We start from the raw sequence: 1,156 nt of genomic DNA, 5'->3' as shown, positions 1-1,156 counted from the left end.
CAGCCCCGCGAGCCCTCGCGCGGCCGCGCCGAAGCGGTCCCGCAGGGGTTCCGGGGCCAGCACCTCCGCCTCGGGGCCGAGGCCCAGCAGCTGGCCGAACGCGACGTCCTCCGCCTCGGTCGCCAGCCGCACCGTGACCCGGCCCCCGGGGTCGGCGGGCGGCGCCGTCGCGAGGGCCTCCCGCGCGGCCGCCCGGTCGGTCACGTACGGGAGCCGGGCCGCGCCCGCCTCCGTCAGCCGCACGGTCACCTCGTAGCGCAGCAGCGAGCGGGCGAACGCGCCCGCCTGCTCCTCCCAGAAGGCGCCCAGCTCGAACGCGTCGTCCCTGCGGAAACGTTCCTCCATGAGTTCGCAGAGCACGAAGCGGTCGACGCGGTAGACCCTGACCTGCCCGGCGTCCTCCCGGGCCGCGCCCGCCGCCGCGCAGACGTACCAGACGCCGGCCTTCAACACGAGCCCGTAGGGGTCGAGTTCACGCGCCACCTCGCGCCCGGGCCCGGCGGGGTCCGCGCTCTCCTCCCGGCGGCGGTAGAGGGCCGACACCCTCCGGTCGTCCCAGACGGCCTCGGCGAGCACCGGCAGGACGGGGGGCGTCTCGGGCTCCTGGAACCAGCCGGGCGCGTCGAGGTGGAAGCGCCGCGCCACCGAGTCGGGGGTGCCGCGCAGGGACGGCATCAGGGCCGCCGACACCTTCAGCCGCGCGCTGCTCGCCGCGTCGGCCAGCCCCAACTCCCGCAGCGCCCCCGGCAGGCCGGACAGGAAGAGAGCCTCGGCCTCGCCCCGTGCGAGCCCCGTCAGCGCCGTGCGGTAGCCGCCCACGAGCCGGTACCCGCCGCTCCTGCCCCGGTCCGCGTACACGGGCACGCCCGCCTCGGCCAGCGCCTGCGCGTCCCGGGTGATCGTCCGCTCCGACACCTCCAGCTCCCGGGCCAGTTGGGCGGCGGTCATCAAGGGTCTGGACTGGAGGAGGAGGACCATCCTGATCAGGCGGGCAGCGCGCATCTCCCCATCATGCCGGGCGCCGAGCCCTCCACGTGGGGGAATCCCTGTCGAGAAGCTGTGCGCACGACGTGGACGGCCCCGCCGACCCCGCCGCCCGCCGCGACGCCCCCGCGGCGCGCCCGTCCACACGCCCGCGGCACCGCCGGTGGCCGCG

Annotated in this window: 1 protein-coding gene; it reads right to left on the bottom strand. The window is 77.4% G+C overall.

Annotation, left to right across the window (positions count from 1 at the left end; genetic code table 11):
* Window positions 1-1,002, bottom strand: a 1,002-nt coding sequence (locus L1885_RS28570) for a helix-turn-helix transcriptional regulator (protein ID WP_235800035.1), incomplete at its 3' end; no start/stop codon positions are given.
* Window positions 1,003-1,156 lie beyond the last annotated feature (154 nt).

It is taken from the genome of Streptomyces fuscigenes, from assembly GCF_021556455.1.
Taxonomy (GTDB): Bacteria; Actinomycetota; Actinomycetes; order Streptomycetales; family Streptomycetaceae; genus Streptomyces; species Streptomyces fuscigenes.
The sequence above is the reverse complement of the archived record's forward strand: the minus strand, read 5'-3'. Positions and strand labels throughout refer to the sequence as shown.